The organism is Faecalibacterium sp. DFI.5.82 (assembly GCF_029076575.1).
Lineage (GTDB): Bacteria > Bacillota > Clostridia > Oscillospirales > Ruminococcaceae > Faecalibacterium > Faecalibacterium duncaniae.
The window spans coordinates 1-299 of record NZ_JARFIS010000815.1; the positions used below are offsets into that span (position 1 = coordinate 1).

1 pseudogene is annotated in these 299 nt (G+C 58.5%); it reads left to right on the top strand.

Annotated elements, in window-relative coordinates:
• Positions 1–258 (top strand): annotated as a pseudogene (locus P0G09_RS19030) (transcription termination/antitermination protein NusG); the annotation flags it as partial.
• Between the last annotated feature and the right edge of the window lie 41 nt (positions 259–299).

Consider the following 299-nt stretch of genomic DNA (forward strand, 5'->3'; position numbering starts at 1 on the left):
GGTTTCCTCGGTCCCGCATCCAAGCCCGTTCCCCTCTCTGCTGAGGAAGTGGAGAAGATGGGCGTTGAAAAGGCGGCTCCGCTGACCGTCGATTTCAATGTCGGCGATACCGTGCAGAACACCGCCGGCCCGCTGGAAGGCTTTATGGGCCTTGTGGAGGGCATTGATACCGAGAGCTTCAAAGTCAAGCTCAAGGTCTACATGTTTGGCCGCGAGACACCCGCAGAAGTGGATATCGCGCAGGTCGAGCTGCCGTAACCAACCGGCATCCGTTTACCAAGGTAAGACCGCAGTGCGGT